The sequence below is a fragment of the Vibrio bathopelagicus genome (assembly GCF_014879975.1).
Classification (GTDB): domain Bacteria; phylum Pseudomonadota; class Gammaproteobacteria; order Enterobacterales; family Vibrionaceae; genus Vibrio; species Vibrio bathopelagicus.
Genome location: NZ_CP062501.1, coordinates 1231270 through 1255234 on the forward strand (window position 1 = coordinate 1231270; position 23965 = coordinate 1255234).

Here is a 23965-nt window from a genome sequence, read left to right on the forward strand (position 1 = left end):
GGGGCACCTACTAAACGTTAAATTGGCCGTCAGTTCCCATATAGACATCGATAGACATCGGAACTTTTCCACCGTTATGTAAGACTTCTCCGCATATGCCAAAGCCTAATTGAAGAGGGTTGTTGTGATTTTCTCGGTAATGCACTTCAACGCTTCGTAGCCGAGGTTCGAAGCTTTCTATTGTAGAAGTGATGTTCTTTTGAATGTGACGAACTAAGTTGGTGTTGTTCGATAGAACATCATTGAAATCAGGTAAGCCATATTCACCATCGATCATTGCATTACCTGCATGAGTATTTAGTAAATCAGCAAGATGCAGATGAATGGATTCAATTAAATGCTTATGTGAAACTACTTTTTCATAGCAGTTTTTCGGTTCACCTAATTCGATTCGTTCTAATAATCGGTAACCTTTTTCCATATTACACTCTAAGAAAAAAGCAGCCAGTAAACCTGGCCGCTTATTTATTTCCAAACTTATTATTGGTCTAGTTTTCCAACCAAAGATAAGTCAAAGCTCGCGCCCATGTACTTGAAGTGTGGGCGAACAGACATTGATACTTTATACCAACCTGGGTCACCCTCAACGTCAGATACTTCGACTTTAGCCGCGCGTAATGGTCGACGACCACGAACTTCTGCTGGCGGGTTCTCTTGATCAGAGACGTATTGACGGATCCATTTATTAAGCTCAACTTCTAAATCGGTACGCTCTTTCCAAGAACCAATTTGTTCACGTTGAAGTACCTTAATATAATGAGCTAAACGGTTAATAATGAACATGTAAGGCAACTGAGTACCTAACTTATAGTTCATCTCCGCCTGCTTACCTTCAGGTGTATTCGCAAACACTTTTGGCTTTTGAACTGAGTTTGCTGAGAAGAACGCTGCGTTATCAGAGCCTTTACGCATTGTTAATGCCATAAAACCTTCTTCTGCAAGTTCATACTCACGACGGTCAGAAACCAGAATTTCAGTTGGGATCTTAGTTTCGATCTGACCCATCGCTTCAAAGTTGTAAACCGGTAAATCAGTTACCGCACCACCACTTTGAGGGCCAATAATGTTTGGACACCAACGATATTTTGCAAACGACTCACTGATCTTTGAAGCCATAGCATAAGCTGAGTTGCCCCAAAGATAATTGTCGTGGCTGTCCGTAACCATTTCATCGTAGTCAAAGGCCTTAATTGGGTTGTCTTCAACTGAGTATGGCGTACGTAGCATAAAGCGTGATGTACACAGGCCCACATAACGTGCGTCTTCGTGCTCGCGGAATCCGCGCCATTTAGTGTACTGAGGACCTTCAAATACCGACTTTAAATCTTTTAAATTTGGTAATTCTTCATAAGAATCTAAACCAAAGAATTGAGAAGAAGCAGAAGTGATAAATGGAGCATGAGACATAGCACCTACATTACCCATATACTCCATTAATTTAATATCAGGTGAAGACGCAGACAGTTGGTAATCACAAATAACGGCACCTACCGGCTTACCACCAAATTGACCGTATTCACGAGTATAAATCTGCTTATATAAACCTGATTTTACTACTTCAGGAGCATCTTCAAAATCGTCTAGGACTTCGTCTTTCTTAGCCGAAATAAGTTCGATTTGAATGTTTTCACGGAAATCCGTGTGATCAACAAGATATTTTAGACCACGCCATGTTGATTCAATCGCTTGAACTTCTTCATTGTGAAGAATTGCATCAACCTGTTTAGACAACTTTTGATCAATCTCAGAGATCATCAAATCAACTAAAGACTGGTCTACTTTTTCTACTGTTGAGCTGCTTAATAACTCACCAATGAATGCTTCAACGCCACGCTTTGCAACGTCAAAACCTTCATCACTGGGTTTAAGGCGAGTCTCATTTAGAATGCTATCCAGAAGAGAGCCTGACTCAACTAGAGCTGCTTCTTGTTCTGGTGCTTGTGCTTCTGCCGACATGATCTTCCTTACTCTGCTTTTTCGCCTTGGTCTGCACCAATGCTTAGTTCATCCAAAAGTTTCTTTCTTGCTTCTTCATCTTGAAGAACGGCTGCAATCTTCTTACGGAAAGCAGGTACATTCCCTAAAGGGCCTTTCAATGCAACCAAGGCTTCACGAAGTTCTAATAAGCCATTCAGTTCAGGAACGCTCTTCGCAATTGACTCTGGAGTAAAGTCCTTCATATTTTTGAATGTAATATCAACGCCAATTTGCGCGCCTTCTTCATCAGAAAGACGGTTTTCGACATTTGCTTTAATATTCGGAGCGTAGCCTTCTAATACTTCGTTAAAGTTATCTTTATCGATATTAATCGGATTACGCTCTTCGATCGGTGTTTCATCTGCACGAGCAGTGAAGTCACCGACAACCATCATACTTAGGGGCAGTTCAACATCATCAGACGCATCGCCTGTTGCTGGAACATAACGTATATTAATTCGCTCTTTCGGAGCCACCGAGCCATCACGTGACATAATTAGTCCTTTCTAGTTTATTGCTGGTCATAAATTGTTTCCCATTCGCTATATCTCACAGGTAAAAAATCCTTAGTTCGATATAGTTCCTTTAGAGTTTTTTGAATTAGATTTTCTAAAGAAAAGGACAAATGAGGTTCCCAAATTGATAGATTTAGTTCCTTAGCCACCGCCCAACTTTGTTCCAAGTAAGGCAAGCACAAAGGGTATAAACCAACACTTTGGTAGGCTTTCACTAACTTTAAGTGCAACATGAATTGTCCACGGCCGGAGTTATCCAGCTCGAGTTTGTTTGACAGTTCAGCCACATATTTACCCAAGTCTCCTAGGGCAATATCCTCCATCTCAGGTAGATCATCTTCAGCTACAACAATAGTTTGAATTATTGATGATTTACCCGAAGGACAAGCATTACCTGTAGACAACCAAGTAATTGTTGCTTCATCCGCAAATGGAATAGAATTTTTGAAAGAGAGGTTTTCAATTCCCTCGAAAGAATCCACAAATCTCTTTGTTTCTTGCTTGACGGCCAACGCGGCTTCGTCATATCCAAGGTTGTCTAACATTGAATAAACGAAATAATGCCCAGTAAGCCAAAATGGCGCATCAGTAAGTGTTCGCTCTAGACGCTTGATCGTATCGATATCGCTTTCTTGGTTTGCTTTATCTCGATATTCTGCCTGCTGATCTGCTGAGACAGCTAAGCTAAGAGGCGTCACATTGTCTTGGTTATCTGGTAAACCATCAACGTCAGCCCATGTTAGATGACGGTAAATCCGATATCCTAAAGGTTCTGTCGGATTTGAATGCACCATTATTTCAGACACTTTTTTTAGCGTACGCTTTGATGCAGTCGGAGATGAAAAGTCTGTATCAACATCAACTGTGCTACTTCGTTTCTGATTAGACGTGGTTTGAGTCTTAGGAACGTCAGTTACGTGACTTTTTGGAACGATCGCTTTCTCGGACAGTGCAACAACATCAATGAGCGGATCTGAGTCAGCCACACTGTCTTCAACCAAGGTTTCTTCATTTAGAGATGTGTTCTGTATTAGCTGATTCAAATGACTTTTTAATTCGAAAAAGTCCACATCAGAGTCTTGAAATATCTCGTCAAACTGACGCTGGATACCTTCAGTTAATGTGATGCATCGAGATAGAACTTCCCAGTCAAGAGATTCTGTAGACAATTTAGTCGCGACGAGTTTGAATTGATGATTGAGCCATTCAACAGCGCCGTCTCTACCTCTCTTCCGTTTAGGGTATAACTCGTGACCAAAGCGACTGATTGAGTCATTGAGCAACGATAATCCTTCCTCAAGCCCCATCACGCCCTTATCCTCCACCAAAGAACGGATCAGATAACAAAGCGCTTTGAGATCTTTACTATGTTGACTTAGCACTTCAATCGAATGGACTTTTACTATATGCCAGTCGACAGTCTCACCAAATAATGAACCAAATTTTTTCACTTCGGTTTCCATCATTTCGTAGCAGAACTCATATCTCGCATCTTCACCAGTTGGTGATTGCTCAGATATTGGTGCTAATAGCGTTTCAGTATCGATCAGACTCAAGTTAACCTCTGCTTTCAGAATTGTAATTTCTAATTGCTCGCTCGATTGCTATAGCGCCTCGCGCAGGTTTAGATAATTGATGACTTTTGTCTATAGAATCGCTTGCCATACTATTAAGAATTTCCGTTATTTCGCTGAATTTCTTAGGAGCATTAGTCTCTAGATCGACTAATGAATCGTGCAGTTTCTGTCGACCAAATACTGATTGTTCAGTTACGGTACTGAACAAAATAAATTCGCTTCTCGCTACTTTGAGAGCTCTGACTTTAGCTTTCAGTTTTGGCGTATTACCGAAAAATGACTGCGCAGCTTCTGCCTCAAGAATCGCTTTAGTGTAGTAGTGCTGTTTTGCATTTTTCTCTATTGAGTCATCTATGCCACTGAGTACTTTTCGTGGTAATACATGACTATAAAAATAGGCTCTTGATTGGTTTACTTTCCAAGCGGTTTCAATATCACTGCCTGCAACATCTGATTTTCCATCTAAGATGAGTTCGACTAAACGCTGTTCTTTATTTCCACCAAAAGTGGCTATATTTTGCGAATTGATGGCCGCCTTATTCAAACTTGCCATCGTGTCCGTCAACGCTTTATCTGCATATGGAAATAGCGAACCGTCACTGTTCAGTTTTTCTCGCAACGCAACGAGTTCGTGTCGGATAGACATCAGAGTTTTAGGAAGTTGATCGACAGACCCTTCATATTCATTCAAGTCCGATTCATATTTTTTATACAACTTAGCTAATTTGCTCTGTTGAACTTCATAAGCTTCTCGGTAAGGAGCTGTCGAGACGACATCTTTTTCCATATCTTGCAACGCGAATTCAATATCCCATGGAGACTGTGCTAAAAAAGACGCGGTTTGTGCAGGTTTAATAGTGCTCACAAGGCTACTTGAGCTGTTGGTAGATTTAACAATCGATTTCCATTCAGGCTGACCTTGGTTGTATAAATATGTGCCAGTGATAATCACGACACACAAAACCAAACTCGCTTCTAAGTATCGAAGTCGACCGCTTTGAATTCTGTCAATAGTTCGATGTTTGGTTAGAACGAGATCAGCATTACGTAAACTACTAAATATGGGAGCACTTACATCAGCACCAAATTTTTGGGCATCGATCTTGGCTAATTGTTGCGCAAACGAAGTCGCTGTATACCTGTGCTGTCGAGGGTTGTTAACAACCTCTTTAATTAACTTCCATACATGGTTCGGGATTAAACCTGGTCGTTTTTTTGCTTGTAATTGAGTTGTCCAAGCATCGCCAAATGCAGCACCAAGAAATAGATGCCCAGTTAATAATGCCAATGAATAGACGTCATCTTGAGGTTGAGCCACGCCAGACTTTATAAACGCAGGAGACGCATAACTCATGCTTGCTTCTGCATAAGTATTAGATTCACCAACATAACGAGCAGCACCAAAGTCGATCAACTTTACGTAATCGGACTCTGTGACAATAATGTTTGAAGGTTTGATATCTAAATGGCAGACACCTCTCGTATGCATAAACTCAAGCGCACCAGATAATTGATATATCAACCACGCAATATGATCATGCCTAAAACCTTTAGGAGTATGACGAGCCATTTTTTCAGCCAAAGATTCGCCCTGAATCCAATGATACATAAAGTATGGTCTATCGAACTCTTTACCTATTTTAATGAAATCCGCAACACTCGGATGTTGAGACATCTCAAGACGACTGGCTTCATTAATGATTAATTCATTCGCAAATTCAGATGAACCTTCATTTAGAACCTTACAGCAAACCTGTTTTTCAGGGTTTCCTTTCTTGGCCAAGTGATAAACAGTCGTTTTGCCATTTTTTGAAGGTAATGTATCTAACACGTCGAATTGGGAAAAAATCACATACTCTAACTTAGGCTTGTTTTTATTGGCCATGTCCTGAGCTTGCTGATTTTTCTTTTCGATCGCTTTCACAACCAACTTATCTAGATAACCTTTGGCTGTCCCTGGCTTTTCTGACACGCTAAACTCTTTATCAAACAAAATAAATTAATGCTGGATAATAAATATTGTCTAATACCCTTTTCAATAGCAGTATTTAAAACCATCGGTAATACTATTAATTCAGTTATTATGACTAAACAACAGAACGCTACGACAAACGCTTTAACTAGCAACTTTCGACTGTTTTTCACTCCTAAATATAATACTTACCCGCTAAAATAACGGACTAAACAAACACTGTTAACTGAGTCACATATTTAGTTTATTTCAAATAAAAACAGTTTGTTCACTTATAAAGTGCAATAATTCAAAATATCTTTCAAAAATAATATTATTTTTGCATTGAGTTAAAATAAGTGTTTGGAAAGTGATTTAACCCAAAAGACATCAGGAACAGGTCGATATAAGATAAAAATGGCAAGGCATTATAAATTGCTGTTCACTTGTAACAAAACCATCGAGAGTCCCACCTGAGTAGGACTTCGTTGACAGAAACGTATAACGCTGTTTTTAGCTATAATGGTAGAAAGATATACACCACTCTATCATGATGTTTGAAGCGTTCGAGGTAAGGTCTTGCAGCAATTTAAGCTACCCAATGGACTAAATACACACCAAGACTAGCTCAAAACACTTAATCACATTTCGATTGATTTTTACGCAAATCTTACTATATAAGTAATATTCGCACTTTATCTCACGTTTATATGATCAGTTATATTTCATACAGGTGAGTTGGAGCAGTGCCCTTTCTCCTTGAACATCAAACATTAACAAGGTTACAGGCCTATTGTGCGCCACCTCTTGAATTGTGCAGGCCATTAATGCCAATGTAGAACAACTACCCAATGTGCCCCATAAATCATTAATTAAAGTAGGCTGTTGAGGATTATCAAAACATTCGGCGCGGGCACCTAGAGCAAAACCATAATCTTCAGTATGAGATCTCAGATTAGTCATATCAGAAAATACAGGCCCAAAACTCTTGATATGGCGACTCGCATTCCTGACAAGCTTCATTACTGACCTTCGCGTTGTATTTGCTGGCTCTACTTCGAAATAACCTAACTTTGCTTTTGGTTTAAGCTTCAACGTTTGCACCAAGTTATTCCGACACAACAGTAAGCCCGCCCCGCCCTCACTAGGTATTATCCCCCAAGGATTAGAAGAGCTCATTACTTGCCCGGCATCGATTAAGTCATTAAGGTCATCGACAAGAGAGTCAACCGAAATACTCATGATTGCGTCAAATTGGGTCAGCTTAGCCAATGATGTGCTTAAGTGTAACGGCCCACTTTGTTGAACAACTTCATAATGTGAGATTGAGTCGCAATGCTTACATTCACTTAACCACTCACTCATCGCAACAACAGAAAGAGTCTTCGGTATATTGACTAGCAGCGGAATAGGCTTTAATGCTTTAGGTAACTGTTTCAAAAGAGACCCGATTAAGCTCTCGATTAGCTCTGAGCATTTATCAAACAATGATGTATTCGAAGTGTACTCGATATGGGCGTAAGTAAACCTTTCTAACCCATCGTCGGCCATTTTCTGATCGAACCTTCCCAAGTCCGCTCTGGCGACTGTTGTGGCAATATCTAGGTTCATGCCCGTTGGTGTCATGGCTTCCATACCAATAACAAAGCGTGCTGAGTTGTTATTCATTATCGGACAACTCCTGTTTTTTATGAACCTTCGATAACACTAAAAGATGCTCCTCGCCTTGACATGGAAATGCGGCACTGTAACTGATTGAAAGTATGCGAGCCTCGGTATCAATGAAAACCGTAGAAATAGGCATATCTACTTGATAGTTGGCATTTTTAAATTGAGCTTCTGCTACATACATCTCTTGGGGGAAACGGAAAGAGAGCGCATCATTATGACAAAACCCACTCATCATCAATCGTTCACCGCCAGATATGAACCCTTTACATTGTTGGTCTTGTGGCGCGCTCTGATAAAAACGTTGGTCAAAGTCTACGGGATAAAGAGGTTTCCTATTTTCTAGCCAATCGTCATCAAAAGTACCAGCATATTGCTGACGAGCCAAAAAAAATGGAGCTAACGGGCCAAATCCGGCAACCCGTGTATTCTTGGCCGTTGCACTCCAATCTTCCGTAGGATAAAAAACTGAAGGAACCTTCTGTTTCAATAGCTCCCCTTTAGTATCAGCGATACCTCCACCGAGCCGGTTTCTTAAATCGCCTCCAATAGCACAGGAGAAGTCGATCTCTTTTTCCACAAAAGGGAGTGGTTTACTTAGCGTTATGCTACCTCCGTGCTCAATCCATTGCCTATCACCAAGTACCGATATGGTTTTGTCAATATGGCCATCAATCAAAAGCCGACACTCATGGTACGTAACTGCCTTTTTCGCGTAGCTTCTGGCCTTACCGAAAATCAGTACATCAGTGTTGGTTTTGACAACAGAGAACTCTTGGTCAACTTTCATCGCAGAAAGCCCGGCTTCACCCAAATAAACAGGGTCATCATAGATCTCCGACTCTTCCAGCTCCTCCCAAACAGAACCTACAAGTCGCCACGAGCGTTTTCCAACAACGACCCAAACCTCATTCCCGTTTTGATCTCGTTGAAAACGCCCTTTTATTGAAAGCTCTGGATGATTCTCAATATCCCACAACTGCATTATTATTCCTTAAGTTAAACCTTTCTGAGGCTGCTGAATTCTGAGTTAGTCGCGTGATATTCCACTCTTGTTGATGGGCTGGCATAGTCATATCCCAAGGGATGTATGAGCGGGTGTGGAGACAAACCTGACGCCAAATCCAAATCCTAAAGGTGGCATTGACTTGAGTATCGAACATAGCTTGTATACTAGTTTCAAGAGTCAAAGGCTGTCCCATTCGCCCTGGTGACGCTTGTATGTAGGCGCCACTCTCAACCCATTCTTGTAACTTTTCGAGTATCTCGTGCCATTCAAAGTCGATACCCAAATTTTTCGGTGTCACTGGTAAACGTTTTCCATAGACAATATAAAGCGCTTGGATCCAATCCTCACCTTCGAACTCCTCAAGGCTTGATACTAATTCAACTATTTTCGGAACATGTTCATTCAGACCATGCAATACAAAATCAAACGGAGCCAAGGCACTACTCGGATTAAAGTTAGCAAACTCTTTGAGCTCTAAAAGCTTGGCAAAAGTGACGACTTCAGGGTCAAACACACTGTCGATTTCGGTGCCGAACTCCTGACGGAACCAAGTACCTCTGTCCTCTTTCGCAAGCAAACGTTCAAACATGTTCTGATTTCCACTTGCGTTTTCAGCTAACCAGACCACGCTTTCTGCATCGTTTTGCAACGATAAAAACAAATGTGTTTTGTAATCAGAAAACTGCTTGGCTTTAAGCCAACGTTTTAATAAGCCAACCGTGATACTCTGACGTAACTGTAAGCATTCAAGGAAAAGTAAGGAAAGCTTACGACCACCTTCAACCATCTCGATGATCACCGAGTCGATGTCTGGCAACGACGACTGAACCACTAATAATTTAGCGGTTTGGTAATCCAAATCATCCAATATAGATAAACCACAAAGGAGGTTTTGCTGATCTTGTCCAAGGTCTGAGTTCAACATCAGCCAAGCATAAATGGCTGGTTCGCTCTGCTTTAATTGATGTATTAATCCTGGAGCCAAACGATAGAAAGACAAATAAACATTTTCTAATTGTTTAATCTGACGCTCAGCCAAGGCTAAGTAATCCAGTTTGGCGCTTGGGTATCCCCTTTTGTGGACTTGTAAGCGTTGTTTTAATAAAAAACCGAATGTCTCTGAAGCCAGTGACAACTTTTCATTACAAATGTCCAACCACTTGATAGGAAGCTTATCCAATAAAATGAGCGTGCTTTTCGCATTAGCAATGGCCAGTTCCACATCTTCATTAGTAATCGGCTGGTTTAGTTGATCTATACCTATTTTTTGACGCATCCGTGAATCCAATCTAGTAACACGATCAATTGATCGCAATGGTGCCGCCTTGAATTTTTTGTGCCTTCTCAGCTTGAGAGGTCACATATTTGGCTTTGGTGGTAATTCGACCATCACGGCCGCTGTAGCGAGTTTCTGTTTCGCCACTTCTCACAACTAATTCTTGCTCCGTTTCGATAACCATTTTCTTTGCCCTCAGTACAAATTCATCCGAATCATCAAGAATGGAGAAAAAAATATCTGTTACTAAAGGGAGGTTAAAATCGTTATTCAAAAACTCGATACGACATGACAGTTTGTTATCAATAGCAAGTTGTAACTCGGCTAATTTGAACCCTCGCCCCAACCTCGCATTTATTGGTTGCTTTAAAGGGTTTCCTTCGAAATCGACACGAACACCACTCTTAGTTTCGTTAATCGATACAATTGTTCCAAAACGCGAAAAGCAAGCCGTTGGTTCGGCTTGCTGTTCGGTGATGGTTTGTATTATTGGGGTTTGTTTTTCCATCATTAATTGATCGCTACATTTCCACCTTTGATTACAACTTTATCGCTTCCTTCAATGGTTATTGAGGAACCTGACAACTTGATAGAACCGTCGCTATTCATCACTAATGACGAACCACCTGTTTTCAGTACTATCTTGTCACCGCTTATGATCTGGGTCGCACCATCGGCTTTGTATGAAGTATTTCCTTTAACAGAGACCGTTAAGTTGCCACCAACCGTCTGGTTATCATCGGCCCCTATATCAGAACTTTTTGATGCACCTACCGTTAAATTGCTATTTTCACCCACATCCAAGTCATCATTCTTACCAATCTTGGTAACTTGATTGTCTCCAATTTCTAGATCAGAGTTGTTCTTAACATATTGAGTTTCATTAGCGTTGTAAGTAACGGATACATCTTGCTCGACAGTTTCAGTAAACGTGCTGTTAACCAGGGTAGTCTTGTGTCCGTCAATGGTCTCTTTGTGATCACCGTGAACATCATTCGTCTGATGGCGTGCAACCTTTAAGAACTCATCTTGGCCTATGTCGCGATAGCGGTTATTTAAAACCTTGGTCGACATATCTTTTTGCGCATGAATATAGACTTCTTCTTGGTTAGCTTCATCTTCAAAGCTCAACTCATTATAGCCGGTCCCTTTATGCGTTTGAGTTCTGAAAGTCGTACGCGTTTTATTCTCCGGTAACGAATAAGGGGGATAATGAAGCCCGTTATAAACTGCACCAGTAACTAAAGGCCTGTCCGGGTCTCCCTCTAGGAAGGTAACAACCACCTCATGACCGATGCGAGGTAGGTATACCGCACCCCAAGTCGGTGCTGCCATTGATTGGCTAACTCGAATCCAACAACTCGAATGCTCATCGCTCTCGCCATAACGGTCCCAATGGAACTGAACTTTGATTCGCCCAAGCTTATCGGTATAGATTTCTTCGCCTGCAGGCCCCACGACAACTGCCGTTTGTGTACCTTCAACCAAAGGAGCTTCAAGTTTTGGAGCTCTAAACTCAACATTCCTAGGAATGCACGCAAACTGATTGTGATATGTAGTTGGCAGACCATTAGTTTCATCTTCATGAACCTGAGGGTCATGGCCACTATGCATTACCGATAACATGAGGTAATCGCGGTTGATGGCTGAACGTGGATGCTCACTGATACTAAAACTGTATCCAGACGCCAGTCTCATGACATTACTGGTCGCCTCTACTTGCTGATTATCAACAACATGTTCAGACATCCATTCATTTGATCTTACTTGACCCATCATTGGATCAACGTAACGTCCTGGGAAATCGAATAATTTCAAGTCTAAATCGAGTTCACCGGAGCTACTCATTTCTTGAGGGATCTTCGGAAATTCATAGTTATAGTCGGTGTAAGTAACGTGGCCAGTTTTCACTCGATTAACGAGTTCAAGGTCTGAGATATGCTCGCGGTCTGCAACACCACCACCATCAGCATGGTAAACAATTGGCCCCAAATAAGACCCGTTCAGTGGTGAGCTCAATAACTCAGCTATTGCGTCATTACTGTCGACAATAACCATCGTGTGGTTAGCTTCTGTATGCTCGAAGTAGTACCACATTCCGTGTTCTGCCAGAATTCGTTGAACAAACTCAAGGTCTGTCTCTCGATATTGGAGCACGTATTCTTTTGAAGGATATACACCTGACAGCTCTAATCGATAATCAGTAACTGACGCATCATCTAAGACTTCAGAAATGATCGCCGACGCTGATTTTTGTTGAAAAATACGGCAGTCTTGTCTTTGGCTTAAAAACCAAGCTTGTGGAACAAGAGTCAATTGGTAACGAGAGAATCTCCGACCCGACCCAAGGTAACGGACCTCATTAACCACACCGTGAAAGCATCTCGCTGAACTGACACCTTGACCATATAGAGTCAAGCTGCCTGGTTTACGGATGAGTGCATCAAATGAGATATCAGGATCAAGTGAAAGTAATGATAGGCTGATTTGAAAAGGCTTTGAAAGCTCTTCGATTACCTGAAAGCTCTCCACACGAAAATCATGTTCAGAGCCTTGCAGTTCAAACTTAAATTCTACGTCATTCACCATATCTTTTACCTGATACTAATAATAGAAATAGGGCCAACAGTAGTTGTTGACCCTTTGTTGTTCACGAAAAGCGATTAAGCTTCGCGTGGAGCACGCCAGTCATCGTTACCAGCAGTACCACAGTTTTCGTGAGTTACTTCGATTGCACGATAAGTCAGCTTAAGTACTTCTTCAGTTACACGATCTGAAGTTGCAGCGTCTTGACAGTGATTCATACGAGTTTGAATATCTACTAGTAGTGCATCAATTAACTTGATTGAGTAGTAGTGCTCTTGCTTACCTTGTACCGAAGTACGGTAAAAACGGATTACACACTCAGGAAGCTTTTCGCCAGACACTAATGCGTTGAATAACAGAGGTGAACAACGGTCTTGTACTTTAGTTACTACTACAGGGCGGTGAACACGTTGACCTGTTGGTTGGCCACTTTGTGGGTCACGTGGAACTGTTAGTACGTGATCAAGTTCTTGAACTAGGAACTCATCAACGTGAGCTTCTTGCCAAGTGTTACCTACAGAATCTGCAGAGTAAGTATCTTTAGTAATGTGACCTTGAGTTTCACCATTGATAGACATATATGCTGGAGTTGGCATCGATATTTCCTTTTTAAAATTTATAATTCATTAATTCACCAAATCGCTTATCACCGCGACTGATTAAGTTAATACAAACATCATGCCAACATTATAAACCCAACAAATACAGTCAGTTACGATAAACTGGTCATTTTAAGCATTATATTCAATAACAACTTATTGTATAGAAAAACGATTTCTTGAACGTGAACATTAATAAATTGAATTTAAAATAAAAAGACAAAATAACCATCTAGAACATTAGAAATAAAGTTAAAAAAACTAGCAATTAAATCATAATGCCTATGTTATATATTATTTTGAACGAAATATTAAATTTCAGTCAGATAAAAAGCCAAAACAAACAATAAAAATAACCAATAAACAATAGTAAATTCATCACCGAATAAAAAACAGTTATCAATTTTAGTATAATTGCCGAATCCCATATACATAACTAATAGAACTAGAATGATAAATATAAACCTTTCCTCTTTAATACAACGTCTACACCCTATTGTAAAGTCGCTTTAGAGGATGCCGCTGCATTAGCCGTATCGGAAAAAGCCAATGAAGTGCAAATTGAACACTATCTATTAAGCTTATTAGAAAGGCCAAATAGTGATTTTGATATCTTATTAAGTCATTTCGATTGCTCAGAGACCATTTTAAGGCAATCTATTCGTTCGACTTTAGATACTAATACAACAGGTAACGGTAGCAAGCCTGTTTTTTCTTCGCTTTTAATTGAATGGCTTCAAGAAAGTTGGTTGGTCTCATCTTTAGACCTATCCGAAACTCAGATTCGCTCTGGTGCCCTACTTCTTACACTCGTGAGCAACCCACTACGCTATGGTCAACACGGCTACGCTTCAATCCTAGACGGTGTAAACCCAGATACCTTAAAGCGTAACTTTTCTGAACTTACAACAAACTCTCTAGAATCTTTAGCAACGACATCAGAAAAAACCGACGCACGCGAAGATGGTTCAGCATTAAGTAAATTCACTACCGACTTTACCGGTAAAGCAAGAAAGGGCGAGATCGACCCAGTATTCTGCCGTGATCAAGAAATAAGACAAATAATCGACATCTTGGCGCGACGTAGAAAAAACAACCCAATCGCCGTAGGTGAGCCGGGAGTTGGTAAAACAGCGGTAGTAGAGGGCCTTGCATTAAAAATTACCGAAGGAGATGTGCCAGACTGCCTCAAAGGTGTTGAACTATATGGCCTAGACATGGGCTTACTTCAAGCTGGGGCAAGTGTTAAGGGAGAGTTTGAAAAACGCCTTAACGCAGTACTAGACGAAGTGAAGAATTCACCGACTCCAATCATTTTATTTATAGATGAAGCTCACACGCTAGTTGGTGGAGGCAATCAAGCTGGAGGCAGTGATGCTGCCAACCTACTTAAACCCGCTCTAGCACGTGGTGAAGTAAAAACAATTGCTGCCACCACATGGTCTGAGTACAAAAAATATTTCGAAAAAGATCCAGCTCTGGCGCGCCGTTTCCAACTGGTAAAACTTGATGAGCCGTCGTCTACTCAAGCAGCATTGATCATCCGAGGCTTAAGACCAGCCTATGAAAAGTCACATAACGTATACGTACGTGACGACGCAATCACTGCCGCAGCAAACTTAGCTGATCGTTACATCACTGGACGCCAACTGCCAGATAAAGCAATCGACGTGTTAGATACGGCTTGCGCCCGCGTCAATATTAGCCTCAATGCAACACCGGCACCGGTTGAAACATTGCATCAAGAAATTGCGGCTGCGAATCGCGAGCTCGAAGCTCTGGAGCGTGACCAACTGCAGCAAACTGGTGACAAACACAGTGCCGCTTTAATTCCTGAGCTAAAAGAGAAGATTGAAAAGGCCACCGAAGAACAAGCTACCCTTCAAGTTCAATGGAAAAAAGAACAATCTCTTATTCACGAAATCATTGAACTGCGTAGCCATCTTTATAGCCTTACTACTCCTTCTACTGAAGAAGACAGCGCCCCTAAAGCTGACAATACGCTTCAAGACGGTGAAGTACTAACAAGTGACAAACCAGATTGTCATGAATATTCTGAAGAGCAAACTCGCGAAGCTATTCAATCTTGTAATGAACGTTTAGATAACGTGCGCGGTACCAATCCACTCGTTCACTACGAAGTGGGTCCCGACGAAATTAGTCATGTAATTTCTGATTGGACAGGCATTCCTATGGGTAAGATGCTTCAAGATGAGTCGCAAGCGACCTTAAACTTGAAGCAAAATCTAATTCAAAACATTAAAGGCCAAGAGTTTGCCATTGATGCGCTTGCTGAAGGTATTCAAACCGCAAAAGCAGGATTGGGCAACCCAGATGCACCAACGGGCGTTTTCTTATTGGTTGGCCCAAGTGGTGTAGGTAAAACAGAAACCGCTCGCGCTATCGCCGATCAAATGTTTGGTGGTGAGCGCTTCATGACAACCATCAACATGTCTGAGTTCCAAGAGAAACACACTGTCTCTCGCCTTATTGGTTCTCCTCCTGGCTATGTTGGTTTTGGTGAAGGCGGTATGCTGACCGAAGCAGTTCGTCAGCGGCCTTACTCTGTTGTTCTTTTAGATGAAGTTGAAAAAGCAGACCCAGAAGTACTCAACCTGTTCTACCAAGTTTTCGACAAAGGTACGCTAAATGATGGCGAAGGTCGTACCATCGACTTCAAAAATACGCTCATCATCATGACAAGTAACCTTGCGACTCATGAGATTGAGTCTTTAGTTCACCAAGCGAAAGACATTGATGCCAATATCGTCGCTGAAGCCATTCGCCCTACGTTGAATCAACACTTCAAGCCAGCCTTATTGGCTCGTATGTCCGTCTTGCCATTCCTTCCACTTTCAGACGCGGCGATGACTGACATCATCCATCATAAACTGAAGAAAGTGTCTGAGCGCCTGCAAAGCCACCACAAACTGGCACTTTGCTATGGAGATAACTTAGTAGAATTCGTATTAGGAAACTGCCGTCTTGCAGAGACGGGAGCCCGAAATATTGATGCCGTAATTAACCGTCAATTATTGCCGCAGCTCTCGACTCAACTACTGGTGAATGACAAGGATGATTCACATACTCAAATTGACGTTTCTGTGGACGAGCAAGGAACTCTAACCTATGCGTTCAGCTAACCATAGTGAGCTTAGTAACGCCCTACTTGCGATCAGCCAATCTCTGGCTGATCGCAGCCAGTTAGCTCAAACTTTGGATGCAGTTCTCACAGCAGCAAGGCAAATGACTTTCGCGAAACATGGCATCATTTACGTGCTTGACCAAACCGGTCAAGCCTTGATTCCGAGCACCGCGCACCACCATGAAAAAGTTATTACCTCACATCCTTGGGAGCCACTGCAGTTAGATACAGTAAGTGAAGCCGATCCATTCAACTTCGCAGTACGTAACGGCGAAGTTGTCTTGATCAATGAGCTATACACTTACAATGGTTATGACTGTGAAGGCATCTATCAAACCGAGCAAACGTTAGGTCTAAAAAGCAATAACTTACTTGCTTGGCCCTTGATTGATGATGAAGGCAAAACCATTGGATTGTTGGTTTTGCTCGATTTAAGCGTTATCGATAATGAAACCGCACTTACCGAGTTTTGCCGAATGGCGGCAAGTAATATTCGCCATGCCATTTGGTTAGAGCAATACGGCCAAGTAATCAAGAGTTTAAGCGCCGATAACCAAGCTTTAGTTCGTGAAAATACTCAGTTAAAAAAGCGGACAAAGAAAACCTATCAAGGTCCGATCGCTGAAAGTGAAGAGATGGTTAATGTATTGAGCCGACTTGATAAGGTGTTATCTCTGCCTGTCGACGTCTTACTTAGAGGTGAGACTGGCGCGGGTAAAGAAGTCATCGCAAAATACATACACGAAAACTCGAATCGTTCAGACCAAGCATTAATCGTTCAGAACTGTGCCGCAATTCCTGAACAACTTTTAGAATCTGAACTTTTCGGGCACAGAAAGGGCTCATTTACTGGTGCAGACAAGGACAAAGTTGGCCTATTTGAAGCAGCAAACGGTGGCACCCTGTTCCTAGATGAAATTGGTGATATGCCAATGTTACTTCAGGCTAAACTGCTCCGTGTGTTGCAAGAACGTAAAGTTCGCCCTGTAGGCGCTAGTAGAGAGATTGAAGTGGATGTTAGAGTCATTGCTGCGACACACTGTAACTTAATGCAGCAGATTAAAGACGGAGGCTTTAGGGCCGATTTATTCTACCGCTTGAATGTATTTCCTATCACTTTACCACCACTGAGAGCCAGACAAGCGGACATTATCCCACTTGCCGAGCACTTTGTTCAGCACGCCACGACGATGTTAGGCTTGCCTCAATCACCAGGCTTGAGTGCTAATGTGAGAAACCAACTGCTCGCTTACCCTTACCCCGGTAACGTACGTGAGCTTAAGAACATCATCGAACGCTCGGTTCTGCTTTCCGATTTCGAAACCATTACTCAGATTGAGTTTGGTGAACAGATCCCTGAAGAGATAGAACACCATCAAGTTATTGCTCCAGTTACATCGACAATACAGACCACGTTTGAACCTGAACCTCTAGGAGATGACGATGTCGCTGTTGGCCTAAAAGAGGTCGTCAGCCAGTACGAACGTACCGTAATTATTGACTGCTTAAATTCTTGTAATTGGCACACGAAACGAGCAGCTGAACAGCTGTCACTGCCGTTAAGTACACTTAATCACAAGATGAAGAAGTATGATATTTCTGCGATGAGTTAAGCTATGGGGATAAGTAAACTGAAGCAGATCAATTAATTAAGTTCTGATTGATAATAAAAAACCGCCCGAAGGCGGTTTTTTATTTCTAGATTGGGTTATCTAATGACTTTTCTAAAGGCTTAGGTGCTTGAGTGGCTGCTGGTTGTTTTTCTATCCAGTATTTCAGCCATTTTTTCCGTTCTGTGTCGTCGTACTGTTTCCACGTTTCTGACGCTGACTTATCCACACCATTTTTTGTTGGTTCTTTAAAAATAAGCCATGGCATATCACTAAAGAAATTACCGGCAAGAGCTTTATCTGAGCTTAAAGACGGTAATGACACAACGACATCTCTTCCTTTGTCATAATCATGTGTGCCATCTACTTCAACTTGGTTTAAGTGAGTAATAGACAGTTCAAGGTTTGCTTTGCCTCCGATGACTCCTCCAAATGGCCTTAAACCTTTTAGCTGTGCTCCCGTTGGCGCAACATAATCCAAATCAAACTTCATGCAATAAACTGTATAGCCTTGGCCTTTTTGCAAATCATTCTCTTTCTCTAAGCTAGCCACAGCTTTATCAATAAAGATTTTCATCGCATTGATCTCACTACGATTTTTTTCTGACGATGATTTCGTCAACTCCCAAGAACCATTGTCACAAGAAAACTCACCAATATGGTACATGTCTGAAAAGTACCTAGGGCCCTTAACCAACTTTCCTTTATTACCTTCTAGTCCGAGTTGAATAGACATATTCACTGAGTCCCAGTTCATTCGTGTCGATTCGTACGCATCTTTATTATGAGTATCACCCAATAGCAAAACGTAAATACTCGCTGGATCTTCTTGTCCTTTGTTGTCCCATGAAAACCCATCGCGTCGAATATTACGAGCAGAATTCAACCATTCCTTATTTTGGAATAAATTTAGACCTGATGATTGAGTTTCGATAGCGACGACTTGTTGCTTTATCCCTTTGATGATTGGAATAGAGTTCTTCTTACTCTTAGCATTCATTAAGGTAAAGCTCTCGACCATAAGATCTTTCTCACGCAAAAGTAACGCCTTCTCGCCGAGATGAGTATCAAGCAATACTAACTTCGTTTCGGTACTCAACACTCCAACTTTTAACTCATCTGGTAAGTCGTCAAAGTCTTTATCTTGTATGTAATCCACAGGTAGGTAGAAATTGACATCCCCTTTCTTTTTTCTAATCGATAGGCTGTAACGCATATTTTGAAAGCCGCCGCCTTTCACATAGCGCTTAAATGAATCGGTTTCAGAAAAATAATCACTTGGGTTCCCGGCTTTCGCACTCCCAGAAGCTGCAAGACTAAATATCGCGTCAGCAAACAGTAGCTTAGACTTTGATGTCATCGGCTTCATTCCATCAATCATCACACTACCGAATCGATAAGATGGACAATGGTCTATTGCAATCAATGTTGAATCTTCATTGACACCTTGCTGTTTATAAAACTTAGCAATTTCACCATTTGGGTCAACTTCAAAATCAGCGGCCCTTTTAGGTAACATCCAATCTCTGAAAGCGGGACCATTTATATTTTCAAGACCATCTACTCGGTTATAGCCTATGATCACTTCCTGAGCGTACTTATGCTCCTTGGTTAGCACTATCTGAACTTTAACTTTATCGTACGGCCCTATATGACCATTATCTGATTGTTTGATCCAACTATCATAAGGTAACCAATCGGGCTTATCTGATTCTTGAAAGCGCGCCGATTTAATTAAGATTCGACAGAACCCTACCGCCTCTTTTTTTAGTTCAGTGTCTTGTGGGTTAAATGCCTGAGTAAAGTTTTCAAACATGCTTTCTTCTGGGTGTTCAAATAGCATCGTTTGAACAGGAAAAACTCGATTAAAAGCCCCTGAAGCTTTATTGTTATCTCCAACTTGATGCCAAGAGTAAGCACTCATCCTGCTGTTCTCAGAGATTGGTGCTGGCCAATATTGTGAAGCCGCTGGCATTTTTTCAGCCAACGCATCATAAAATTGATTTTCACATTGGTTCTTCCAATTGGCAGCCATAGTGTTTCCTTTAATCGTATGGACTGACCAATCATCTCCTAGAATATAACGCTCAATATAGTCTTTTACTTTATAACGCTTCACCAAAGACTCAAATGACACCAATGAATCAGCATGCGCTTTAACACCAAGATCGGCGAGTAGTAAAACCAAACCATTGATTGCCAAAGCTCTAAGCTGGTAGCGCTTTAGCAATTCCGTTCTAGATTCTTCACTCTCGAAGTGAGCAACAAGCTCTTTGTAGGAATTGATTTCCTTCCTTTCTAAAGCAATATTACTTTTGCGTAGTTCTTTAAGTAACTCAATATGAATATTGGATAATCGTTCCAATTCACGCTTCACATTATGCTTTTCATTCAGCTCATTCAACAAGGAATCCAGTAGCGCATGGTCAATCATTTTGACAGCTGAAATGGCAGCTTTTGTTCCTTCTTTAGCTACAATTACCCCACGAGCAACCGGAGCAACGACCGGCACATACGAAGCAACATCAACCAAACTATCGAAAACCGCCATCCGTAATTCGGCTTCAAGTGTATCTTCAGTGTTCATCGCGATTTCAAGCGCTAAACGTGAACGCTCCATCGCTTGTGAGCCATAACGACTAGGATGAAAATACACATCGAAAGATTGCATATATATACGTATGACGACTCGTCGATTCTGTTTTAAGTTTGGATTATTACGGTCAATTTTTTCGCCTTCGGCTGGAACATAGATAGGTCGGCTTTCCCCAAACGCCTCAACTGAAATTCGGTCTTTAAAAACAGAAGATACCTTTAGGAGAAGAGTTTTTGCATTTTCTGCTCGATCTGCCGCCACCTGCATATTCTTTTCAGCGGTATCGACTTGGCATGAATGCCCCTCAATCTCCACCCTTAAATTTGATTCCGCTTCTAAAACCTCCGCAAGTGCGGATCCTAGCTCCATGAACACAGCTTCGTTTTCTTTTAGTTCAGTTTCTTTAGAATTAAATTCAAACTTGATTCCAATTCCTGCACCGCGAGAATCATTCACCATATAGGCTGTGATTTGTTCTTTAGACTTCTCGCGCGCCTTTTCTAGTGCCTGATCAATTTTATCCTCTTGGGCTGTGTTTCTAGTTTTCCAAACTGGGATATGTTTTAGGTAATCATCAGCGACTTCATCAGTCGCCTTGTTTGCAGTTGTTACTTTTTTGCCCTGCTTTAAAACCGCCTTGGCTTTGTTAACCAAGTCGATGCCACTGGTCACTGTGCCAAACGCATTAACCCCAATCGATGTCCCTCCAGTAAGCCACGCTTCAGCCACTCGCCCTGCCACCACTTTTCGATTACCCATGGCGGCTTCCATTGCCGTGGAAAATGCATTCGCTTGCAGATCCGGAGTATTAAACACTTTTGCGTGAAACAATGCTTTCCACCCTAGACTTGCTGTTTGGGGAGATTCCAAACCACGTAATGTATCAAGTGCCGCTTTAGTACTATAGATTCCATAATAAAGTTCCCCAGCTGCTTTCATCGCCGGTGGCATACCTGTTTTCACAGCATCCCAATAGAGTTTCGAGACATTATTAAACACCGCTTGCCTGCCATCGCTATCTAGGGTGTCTTGCAGGCTACCACTCATCAGCCCTGCACCTAATTGTGCAGAAACATCTCGGATATTCTTAAGTAACGTTAAACTTCTAGAAGCTGGTGTATTGGCTGCTGCTCCTTGTGCATTACCATGAAGGTAGTGCTTCATGTTGCTGAAATACTGCGGGTATTGATAAATCAAAGACTCTTCTAGGGAAATCATATCGCCACTGACAATGGCGAATTTACCTAATGGCGTGCTAGCAGAAAAAGATATATGTTCACGTAGTTCGTATGTGTAAGCAGTATCTAAACCATCTTCATACTGCTCAATATTGGCGTTCTTAACAAAATCAGGAATCGGTTTATCCATTTGACTTGGTATAAATTCCACCCGAATACTGTAAAGCCCTTCATCAAATGCTGCCGGATCGACATGAAATATCGCACATGGATATTGGTTTTGATCACTACTCTCTGTCTTTTGGGGCAGCACAGCTTGAACTGTATCCCCAACTTTCTCATACTGACCTTCGTCGGTTCCTTTGCCATTCCCAACTTTAAACTTATACAAACTAACTGAAGCGTTTAAATACCCTTCATCCGAAAAAACGATTGCACAACTAGAAACAACGGGTAGAACAAAGCCCTTAAGTGGTTGCTTGAGAGCACGAACTTCTTCGTACCACTTGTTGTATGCTGCGTTCTCTTCGCTCAGCTGACCGTTAGCATCTGCTTGATAAGGAGCTGCCAATTGATCTGTGCTGATCTCAGTTAGTGTAAGTTGAACTTCGCTGTTATCCAATTGACCACTAAGCTTTGCAATTTGTACAGCCAACTCTTTAGGTGATAGCTCTGCAAGTGAGGCAATAAGTGGCAATGATGGAAAACGAAAACTGAAAGTTTGTTCATCCCCTTTTGGTAAGTCTTTGCCTAAAGAATGGATAGGGCATTCTGGAGAAATTACTTCAAACACCCCATCTTTATCCGGCTTTCCATTACCCAATGAGCATAATTTAAACTCTTGGTTGGTCGCCCAAAGTGCTGGGTTATCGCTATTGGTTAGGTTAAGCATTGGCACTTTTGCTAACGGGCGAATATTAGTTACACTCTTATTCTCGACTAAGCTTGGCTTTTCATGCCAAGTCGGGAATATTGTTTTTTGCGTTTTGGAATCATACTTCCCAATATAATAAGCACCAAACAAGTAGTAATTAGCATGAAGTGGTATCACATTACATGTATCAACAAAGCTCATAGTTCATGCCCTTTCACAAAATCGCCATCATTGGCAAACCCATTGTAAAGAGAAGATAGATCTGCACTGTGTCCACTATTGGTCTGCTTCCACTTTAAATAAGGACCAAAATATTTTTCTTCCGTTAGCTTACTGACTACAACTCGAGCCGCCCCTTCATGTATATATTTCGCATCTTTTCCTAAGATTTCGAAATAGCGAAACTTACCCATAGCTCGTGGAACAATTTCTTCATTTTGAAATGAACGTTGTTCGATATTAATTAAGTAGCGGAACTTACGACTTTCGCCCCAAGCATACTTACCATCAGGACTAATACTACGTTGCTTAAATGCGTAATCATTCAACTTTTCTTCATCTGGGTTAATTCCCGTGCTGTACACAAATTCATCTTTGACCTCATCATAGACTGCGACACCAAAGTCATTCACTACATACCTTTTACCATCTCGAATCACGGAAAACTCGTTAAAGTCTGTTTCCACTAGTTTCTTACCACCTGTCGCTAAGGTGTACTTCCAATCTTTAAATTTATCTGTGTAATATAGATAACTGCTGTCTTCCGCCCAAAGGAATTCTGGATAACCACGTGAACGACCTAGCTCAATATACTCACCCGTTTTAAGATCTTTAATGACCTTAAACATCCCTTCTTCTGCAGAATACGCCAGAGCTAAATAGCGATTATTCGGCGACATCCGCATTAATCGAACCATACCGCCAAATTCATCTGCGACTAAACGTAAGTCAGTACCATCCGTTTTGACACTCCATACTTTGTCTCCTATCTCATAGAGGTCTTTCGAGTCACCTCGTCCATTATCCCAACGGAACACCACTCTAGGTAAATCATAGGAATCTTGGTTGCTAAGGTCCTCTCGTGGCCACTCTTTAGCTTTTCGAATCGTATATTTAGGTTTACCCGTTTCTTTATCATAAATAACGTAATTATTTTCAGTAATGTATACACGACCATCTTCCCACTGCTGTGCATTTTTTGCCGCAACAGGATCATCTTCAACGGTCTGAGGCTTCACCACTTGTGGTTGCTCAGGTACTACTGATTCGTTGTTGCATCCTGATAATACCAACAACGCAATCAGGCTTAAGCTATGACGTAGTTTCATTCGTTATTCTCTTTATTATTAGGAGTATTTGCATTTAGGTTAAGCAAATACATAACATTCTTGATGTAATGGGATT

At 41.5% G+C, this 23965-nt stretch carries 13 protein-coding genes and 3 pseudogenes; 3 read left to right on the top strand and 13 right to left on the bottom strand.

What is annotated here, in order from left to right:
• Positions 1 to 10: 10 nt before the first annotated feature.
• The 11 genes from tssE to IHV80_RS21810 form a co-directional block, all read right to left on the bottom strand.
• Positions 11 to 421, bottom strand: coding sequence for a type VI secretion system baseplate subunit TssE (gene tssE / locus IHV80_RS21760; protein WP_017062581.1), 411 nt, complete (start codon positions 419 to 421; stop codon positions 11 to 13).
• Positions 422 to 480: 59 nt separating this feature from the next.
• Positions 481 to 1956 carry a type VI secretion system contractile sheath large subunit gene (tssC, locus tag IHV80_RS21765; RefSeq protein WP_017062582.1) on the bottom strand — a complete coding sequence of 492 codons (1476 nt, stop codon included), beginning with the start codon at positions 1954 to 1956 and terminating at the stop codon, positions 481 to 483.
• Between the two features lie 8 nt (positions 1957 to 1964).
• Positions 1965 to 2471: a type VI secretion system contractile sheath small subunit gene (gene tssB / locus IHV80_RS21770; protein ID WP_017064520.1), complete on the bottom strand. Its 507-nt coding sequence runs from the start codon at positions 2469 to 2471 to the stop codon at positions 1965 to 1967.
• A gap of 17 nt (positions 2472 to 2488) precedes the next feature.
• The gene (gene tssA, locus IHV80_RS21775) at positions 2489 to 4048 is read right to left on the bottom strand and encodes a type VI secretion system protein TssA (RefSeq protein WP_192890939.1); all 1560 of its coding nucleotides are present in this window, start codon (positions 4046 to 4048) and stop codon (positions 2489 to 2491) included.
• Position 4049: 1 nt separating this feature from the next.
• The gene (locus IHV80_RS21780; RefSeq protein ID WP_192890940.1) at positions 4050 to 6041 is read right to left on the bottom strand and encodes a serine/threonine protein kinase; all 1992 of its coding nucleotides are present in this window, start codon (positions 6039 to 6041) and stop codon (positions 4050 to 4052) included.
• 693 nt (positions 6042 to 6734) lie between these two features.
• The gene (locus tag IHV80_RS21785) at positions 6735 to 7688 is read right to left on the bottom strand and encodes a hypothetical protein (RefSeq protein ID WP_192890941.1); all 954 of its coding nucleotides are present in this window, start codon (positions 7686 to 7688) and stop codon (positions 6735 to 6737) included.
• Positions 7681 to 8673 carry a DUF2169 family type VI secretion system accessory protein gene (locus IHV80_RS21790; protein WP_192890942.1) on the bottom strand — a complete coding sequence of 331 codons (993 nt, stop codon included), beginning with the start codon at positions 8671 to 8673 and terminating at the stop codon, positions 7681 to 7683. The genes IHV80_RS21785 and IHV80_RS21790 overlap by 8 nt, the downstream gene beginning before the upstream one ends.
• Entirely contained in the window at positions 8654 to 9973 is a 1320-nt protein-coding gene (locus IHV80_RS21795) for a hypothetical protein (RefSeq protein ID WP_192892195.1), read from the bottom strand. The genes IHV80_RS21790 and IHV80_RS21795 overlap by 20 nt, the downstream gene beginning before the upstream one ends.
• 25 nt (positions 9974 to 9998) lie before the next feature.
• Positions 9999 to 10484, bottom strand: a complete 486-nt coding sequence (locus IHV80_RS21800) for a hypothetical protein (RefSeq protein WP_192890943.1) — start codon at positions 10482 to 10484, stop codon at positions 9999 to 10001.
• Complete coding sequence (gene tssI, locus IHV80_RS21805; protein WP_192890944.1) at positions 10484 to 12562, bottom strand: type VI secretion system Vgr family protein; 2079 nt, start codon at positions 12560 to 12562, stop codon at positions 10484 to 10486. Before tssI ends, IHV80_RS21800 begins: the two co-directional genes overlap by 1 nt.
• Positions 12563 to 12636: 74 nt before the next feature.
• Positions 12637 to 13155, bottom strand: a complete 519-nt coding sequence (locus IHV80_RS21810; protein WP_012600867.1) for an Hcp family type VI secretion system effector — start codon at positions 13153 to 13155, stop codon at positions 12637 to 12639.
• 453 nt (positions 13156 to 13608) lie between these two features.
• Between IHV80_RS21810 and tssH the strand changes: the two are divergent.
• The 3 pseudogenes from tssH to IHV80_RS25485 all read left to right on the top strand — a co-directional run.
• Positions 13609 to 16301: pseudogene (tssH, locus tag IHV80_RS21815) on the top strand (type VI secretion system ATPase TssH).
• A pseudogene (locus IHV80_RS21820) lies at positions 16288 to 17668 on the top strand (sigma-54-dependent Fis family transcriptional regulator); the annotation flags it as partial. The pseudogenes tssH and IHV80_RS21820, both read left to right, overlap by 14 nt.
• A gap of 83 nt (positions 17669 to 17751) precedes the next feature.
• Positions 17752 to 17916: pseudogene (locus IHV80_RS25485) on the top strand (helix-turn-helix domain-containing protein); the annotation flags it as partial.
• 85 nt (positions 17917 to 18001) lie between these two features.
• On the opposite strand, the gene IHV80_RS21825 reads toward IHV80_RS25485, so the two are convergent.
• A complete protein-coding gene (locus IHV80_RS21825) occupies positions 18002 to 22762 on the bottom strand; it encodes an OmpA family protein (RefSeq protein ID WP_192890946.1) in 4761 nt (1586 codons plus the stop codon).
• Complete coding sequence (locus IHV80_RS21830) at positions 22759 to 23889, bottom strand: Tricorn protease domain-containing protein (RefSeq protein WP_192890947.1); 1131 nt, start codon at positions 23887 to 23889, stop codon at positions 22759 to 22761. Before IHV80_RS21830 ends, IHV80_RS21825 begins: the two co-directional genes overlap by 4 nt.
• Positions 23890 to 23965 lie beyond the last annotated feature (76 nt).